The sequence below is a fragment of the Myroides sp. NP-2 genome (assembly GCF_014145665.1).
In the GTDB taxonomy this organism is placed as follows: domain Bacteria; phylum Bacteroidota; class Bacteroidia; order Flavobacteriales; family Flavobacteriaceae; genus Flavobacterium.
This window is the reverse complement of the sequence record NZ_JACHTD010000001.1, coordinates 542,655-548,808: the sequence shown is the minus strand read 5'-3', so window position 1 is coordinate 548,808 and position 6,154 is coordinate 542,655. Positions and strand designations below refer to the sequence as shown.

Here is a 6,154-nt window from a genome sequence, read left to right as displayed (position 1 = left end):
TGAGCCAGGATCAAACTCTTCATCGTATATTTTTAATATTGTAAAAAGTTAGCTAGTTTATTCGTGATCCTAAGATCACCTTACTCTCTTTAATTTGTATGCTGTTGTCCAATATGTCTATGATCGTGTTTCAATCTCTCTTCTACTTATTTTTCGAAGCGAGTGCAAAAGTAAACAACTTTTTTGAATTGACAAAAAAAATTTAGAATTTTTTCTTTTCTCTTTTTCGTTATTCGATGTTTACCAAAGCGAGTGCAAAAGTAAAAACTTTATTTGAATTAGCAAAACTTTTTTTGAAAAATATTTTTTCATCACTTTTCACCAACCCTCAGTGTTTACTGAAGCGGACTGCAAAGATAAGACTCTTTATTTCGATTATCCAAATTTATTTTTAAAAAATATTTTTGAACTAATCTCAAGTCTTTTCTACTGCTTTTCTATGAACGTCTGCTTGTTTAATGCGGATGCAAAAGTAGTACCTTTTTCACCACTTCCAAATTATTTGTTGCTTTTTTTTCAGTGAAATTCCACTTTTATTCACAACTCATTACTATAACGCACGTTAGATCGAAAAAATTTTTTCGCTTTTTTTGTTGGCTTTTGTTTTTTGTAGGTTGCGCGGTTCGCTCGTCGTGAGGTTTGTCTCCTATTTCTTGGTGTTCCTCTCCAACTCCCCTCCAACTCTCCCTGCACAGTTACTGGAAAAAAGACCTTTTTGTCGAAGAAGTGTTGGAGGGGAGTCGAAGCAGAGACATGAAAAACAACTACAACAACCAATCACAACCTTTGTAGGAGGGTTATAAAGAATGAAAAGGAAAGCGCAAAAAGTAAATCCAGTGACCAAAAAAAGAAAATAACTTTTGATCATAGGGACCTACTAATTAAGTACAATCCATATATAAGGAAGGAAATACAACTCAAGCGTCTTGGTACGGAAACTCCTTTTATATAGGTGTAGGTGTTTTAGCTACATGGTTTGGTGAGGAGGACTAAAAATATCATCGCTTCTATATAAATTGCCCAAACACGTCGCTTTGGAAGAACTAGTCTTATAGTAGCTTATCAAGGAATGAGGAAAACTAACAATAAATGTCTAAATAAAAAAGGAGAGCCGAGGCTCTCCATTTTTATTTCTTCACAATACGTTCTGTTTTTTCAAAACCATTGCCTTTTATTTTCACGATGTACACACCAGAGGACAATCCTCTAACATCTATTTCTACCAAATTAGTAGTAACTGTATTAATCTGCTCAATGCGACGACCGCTTAAATCAAATAGTTCAATAGACATACCATTTAAGTCAGCCTCTTCAGGAAGCATTACATTTAATGTTTCCATCACTGGATTTGGCCAAAGGGCGAATAAAGATTCATCTAGTTCAAACTCTTCCGTTGAAAGATTATTGAAATCGCTTCGACTCATAATAAGTGAATACTCTTGTTTACCACTCTTTAACGTTCCTTTATGCGTTACTTTCACTACATAAGTTCCTGTTTCTGCCGCATCAATCTCAATTTTCTCAACGTTATCAACGTCGTTATCTCCTTTTAATGCTTTAAGATCATTAAAGTCTTTGTTTAATTTCCAAGGCAAGAACTCTACGCCATCCTTATATACACGCACATCTAAGTCGTTGATTAATGAAGGATTGTTCTTGGCGTAATTTTCGTTCATATTATTTTCCGAAAAAATTCCTTCTGGATCAGTCCAAGCGAGCGTTACGATAATCTTAATTCCACTTTCACTTACACTGAACTGTTTCTCGTAAGTTTCTCCTTGTGCCAATTCATTTTCTTCCAACACTACTCCACTTACCTTACTACCTTGAAGAAGCTGAACTCCAGCTTTTGCATTAATCAACCCCCATCCAAAGATATGATCAGGGCCTGGAGCATTTCCAGCCTCATCGGCTGTATGTACCATTAAAGCACGAATTGTTGCAGACTTCAAGGACATTTCTCTATTCTCCATTGCCCATTGTTGCCATAACGTAAAAATTCCAGTTACTGCAGGCGCAGCCATCGAAGTACCATCAAAGCTAACGTATTTATTGTTACTTGGCGTTGCAGAAATAGGTCTTGGCAATTCATAATTTGAGGAAAATACACGAACACCTTTAGCCGAAATATCTGGTTTAATACGGAAATCATTGGTAGGTCCATAATTACTAAAAGTAGATATACGTACACTTTCGGGTCCTGTATAAGTATTAACTTGATTGACAGCAGCTACTACAACAACGTTTTTTGATACTGCAGTACCCGACAACAAATCACTTCCATTTTTAGTCGGATTAATCAAATGATAATATTCTCTGTCATTTCCAGCTGCTACTACGGGTTGATAATATTTATAACGGTATGTAATTTTATCAAAATCTTCAGAAGACCAGATATAAGCACCTAAAACTTCTGTTATACCAGGGACAGGTCTACCATTCTCATCCACAACACCAATACCATAGGAGTGGTTGGAAACCAACAAAGCATCTTGTGCTGCGGCTCTTGTCATCTCTGCCGTATCATTTTCCCAATCATAGCTCAGAATTCTTGCTTCTGGCGCCATTCCCTTTGCATTTGCATTTACTCCTTTAGCTCCAATTGTTCCCGATACGTGCGTAGCATGCGAACGTCCTTCTTCGAAGATCATGCGTTCCATTTCACTCATCGATTGTAAATTTTGCACTGGATTTCGAAGTAGCATACGGCTTCCACCATTCTGCCCCCCTTGAAATTCTACATGCGTATCCAAGGCTGGCTCACCATCCCATACAGCAACGGTCATCCCTGTACCATCTAGGTTTAAGCCTAAACTTCCTCCTGGAGCAATATCATTTACACGAGCAGTTGTTCTACTTCCAGCATTACTTGTTACATAATAAAAGAAACGACCTTTTTCATCAACGCGCTGAAGGGAGAATACTCTACCATCTGCAGTAATCCCTTTTGTTGGTTTACCTAATTTTTTCGCGGTTTGGTAAGCATATTCTCTTACTGAAAGGTGTTGTTCTTCAAGTGTTTTGATTTCCTCTACTGATGTTGTGCCATAAGTAGCTGTAATCTTCTTTTTAATTTGAGCATTTTGCGCATTTACACTTACTCCCCATAGAGAAAACAAGCTAAACAGCAACAAAGTATTTTTTTTCATAAAGTAGTAAATTTTTAATTGTCCTAGTTTTGGGATGGGAAAGTTAAGCATAATTCACATAAACCAACTTAATTTTAACTAAAAAAAATATAATCTGAGTTTTTCATATCAAATCAAAACGAATAAACAACTGTAATTCGATAAAAAACACGAACAATTCAAGTTTTTAAGGAGGAAAAAAAACAAAGTTGGCATTAATGCAAAAAAAAAGTTTGAATGCGAACATTCAAACTTTTATACATTTCTTATAATAAAAAACAAGAGAATCAAACCGAGAAAACCATAAGCAAACGAATTAGAAAAACCGAATCGCTGTTTAAAGGTTTTATTTTTGAAGACATAGGTTTCAACAAAGAGCACGTATATATACGCAAACACTCCGAGATACACAAAGATCAATTGGTTGTAATAGAACGCTTGTTTTAGTTCTCCTTTTACGATAGCATCTATTGCTCGTTGACCGCCACAACCTGGACAATCCAAGCCGGTATAGTCTTTTATCGAACAAGTCACTATAGCTGGAACGCTAGTAAATCCTTTTACAAAAGCGAGAATAAGCCCTAAAGGCAAGAAAACATACAACAGGATTCGATAAAAAATCCGCATAATGCCATTCTTATCTTGATGCCTCTTGTCCCATTCTTATTGCTTCTTGGATAGACTCCATATATGCATCCCATCCTCCTAATTGTTGGATATTGTACCAAGAATAAACAAGGTTAAGTACAAAGATACCCAATACAATAAAGCTGATTATTTTTGCGTTTTTTGCTGCTTTTACTGATCCTTCGTAATCGCCTTGATCGTATTTTTTACCAGACTGTGCTGACATAACGATAGCAACGATTCCGATTAAAAGTCCGATACAAGAACAAAAACCTAGAATTGTAGAGACAATTGACAAAGCCAAATAATTATTTGGTTTTGGAGGCATTTGATTTTGAGCTTGATTTGAAAAAGCATCAAAGTTTTGGTTGAAGTTATTCTGTTCCATTTCTTAAAATTTTAACGCAATATACTACTTTTTTACTCGCATTATATAAAACGTTTACAATACTGTTCTAATTTTTCTTGATATAAGGCTTGGGCTTCTTCCACGATCGCATCGACATCGTCAATTGTCAAGATCGGTTTTAATTTTGCATCACTGCGCAACCAATCCAAATACTCTGTATGAAATTCTGCTGCGGTAAATTCACCATCTTCTTCTAAGGCTTCTTTATCTTGGAAGTAAAATTCGTCCTCATACACTACTGCTTCTACATCATAAGCAGCCACTTGTAGCAATTCTTGAATATTTTGAGCCACTACAAATATTCCGCCTTCATCACCAAAAACGACAATTGGCATTTTTGCTAAATCCTCTTCTTGGTTTTGGATCCAAAAGGCATAGATGCTTCCTGTACTATTTGCTTCTGCAAAGGGAATGAATGAGTTTAGAAATTCTTCATCTGTTGAGAAACTCTCAACTAAGGAAGTTTCTTCCGTCATTAAATAAATCGTATTAGAATAATAAGATGGGATGTTTTCTGATACTTGAAACTCTAACAAGCTCTTTAATTCCTTAGGAATTTTGTATCCTTTAAATAATGCAGTAAATTCTTGTTTTACCATTGTACTGTTCATTTTCGCCTTGGGTAGACGCTCTATTTTCAACTTAAATTAAATTAAACTATACAAGATTTAACTTTCGTTCTTGAACCTTGCTTTGATCGAATAAAGATAAAATTTTTTCTTTTACAAAAAACAATTCTGTAAACATTCTTATTTTTTTCTTTCATCCTAGTATAAAATTATGATATTCAATCAAAAAAAACGCATACATCTGTCTTTTTCATCAATCAAAAAGGGCATATTGTCGAAGATGAGGAACAAACTGCGCTTTACGCTTTGATCTCCATTGGACAAATTCTCTTATTTTTGGGGTCAAAAAACGTCTAATGAGCCAATATAAAACGATTTACCTAGCTTCTGCTCTAATTACAAATTCCGCTGGAGACATGTTAACTGTTCGCAAAAGAGGATCCATTTATTATATGATGGCTGGTGGAAAAATTGAAATAGGAGAAACACCTGTTGAAGCACTCGTGCGCGAATTGAAAGAAGAACTCAATCTTGCGGTAATTCCAACAGACCTTCACTATTTAGGGACGCATCAAACCCAAGCAGTAAATGAACCAAATACGCTTGTGCACGCCACGGTATTTCACCTCACTACCTCATCAACATCTTTTATCCCCCAAGCGGAGTTAGAAGAGATTAAATGGCTCACCTATACTACCTATTTAGATGTTCCCCTTGCTCATCTGTTAAAAGAGTTTAGTGTTCCGCTGTGGTTAAAACAAAAAAATCCCAGTGATGACTGAGATTTTCTATTGGTTTATCCTTGTTTCTTTACAAATTTAGTTAGGATGACAATCGTTTGACCATCGACTTTACCTTCAATAAATTCTACATTATTTGGATCCAAGCGAATGTTTCGCACTGCTGTACCTATTTTGGCATTTAATGAAGATCCTTTTACGTCCAAATCTTTAATTAAGGTTACAGTATCTCCTGCTACTAATACATTGCCATTGCTGTCTTTGTGTAATTCAACCGAGCCATCACCTGTATGATCTCCTGTTGCTTTAGCAAACTCCATCAGTTCATCATCTAAGTACATCATTTCTAAATTATCGGCTGCCCAGCTCTCTTGTCTGAAGCGATTCAGCATGCGCCATGCGACTACCTGCACCGCAGGCACTTCACTCCACATCGAAGTAGTCAAACACTGCCAGTGGTTGCTGTCTAATTCTTGTTTCTTCTCAATTTGATCGAAACAAGTTTCACAAATATAGATTTCTTTATCTGCCTCATTAGCAGCTACTGGTGGAACTTCATAAACCTTTAATTGTTCTGTCGATTCACATAGCTCACATTTATTTCCACTTCTCTCTTTTAATTCCGCTTCCGTTTTCATAATACTGATAGAATATAATTTAAAAATGCAAATATAACTTTAA

At 35.8% G+C, this 6,154-nt stretch carries 6 protein-coding genes; 1 reads left to right on the top strand and 5 read right to left on the bottom strand.

Going from position 1 to position 6,154, the window contains the following annotated elements:
- Window positions 1-1,127: 1,127 nt before the first annotated feature.
- The 4 genes from H4K35_RS02450 to H4K35_RS02435 all read right to left on the bottom strand — a co-directional run bounded on the left by H4K35_RS02450 (window position 1,128) and on the right by H4K35_RS02435 (window position 4,775).
- On the bottom strand, window positions 1,128-3,149 hold the full coding sequence (locus H4K35_RS02450; protein WP_182625786.1) for a S8 family peptidase: 2,022 nt from the start codon (window positions 3,147-3,149) through the stop codon (window positions 1,128-1,130).
- A 234-nt stretch (window positions 3,150-3,383) separates the two neighbouring features.
- Window positions 3,384-3,755 (bottom strand): DUF2752 domain-containing protein, encoded by a 372-nt coding sequence (locus H4K35_RS02445; protein ID WP_182625785.1) that lies wholly within the window; start codon window positions 3,753-3,755, stop codon window positions 3,384-3,386.
- A 10-nt stretch (window positions 3,756-3,765) separates the two neighbouring features.
- Window positions 3,766-4,143 (bottom strand): CD225/dispanin family protein, encoded by a 378-nt coding sequence (locus tag H4K35_RS02440; protein WP_182625784.1) that lies wholly within the window; start codon window positions 4,141-4,143, stop codon window positions 3,766-3,768.
- A 41-nt stretch (window positions 4,144-4,184) separates the two neighbouring features.
- Window positions 4,185-4,775 (bottom strand): cell wall assembly protein, encoded by a 591-nt coding sequence (locus tag H4K35_RS02435; protein ID WP_255492335.1) that lies wholly within the window; start codon window positions 4,773-4,775, stop codon window positions 4,185-4,187.
- Between the two features lie 314 nt (window positions 4,776-5,089).
- Here H4K35_RS02435 and H4K35_RS02430 point away from each other — a divergent pair, with 314 nt between their 5' ends.
- Window positions 5,090-5,515: an NUDIX domain-containing protein gene (locus tag H4K35_RS02430; RefSeq protein ID WP_182625783.1), complete on the top strand. Its 426-nt coding sequence runs from the start codon at window positions 5,090-5,092 to the stop codon at window positions 5,513-5,515.
- Window positions 5,516-5,529: 14 nt separating this feature from the next.
- On the opposite strand, the gene H4K35_RS02425 is transcribed toward H4K35_RS02430, so the two are convergent.
- Window positions 5,530-6,111 (bottom strand): alkylphosphonate utilization protein, encoded by a 582-nt coding sequence (locus H4K35_RS02425; protein WP_182625782.1) that lies wholly within the window; start codon window positions 6,109-6,111, stop codon window positions 5,530-5,532.
- Between the last annotated feature and the right edge of the window lie 43 nt (window positions 6,112-6,154).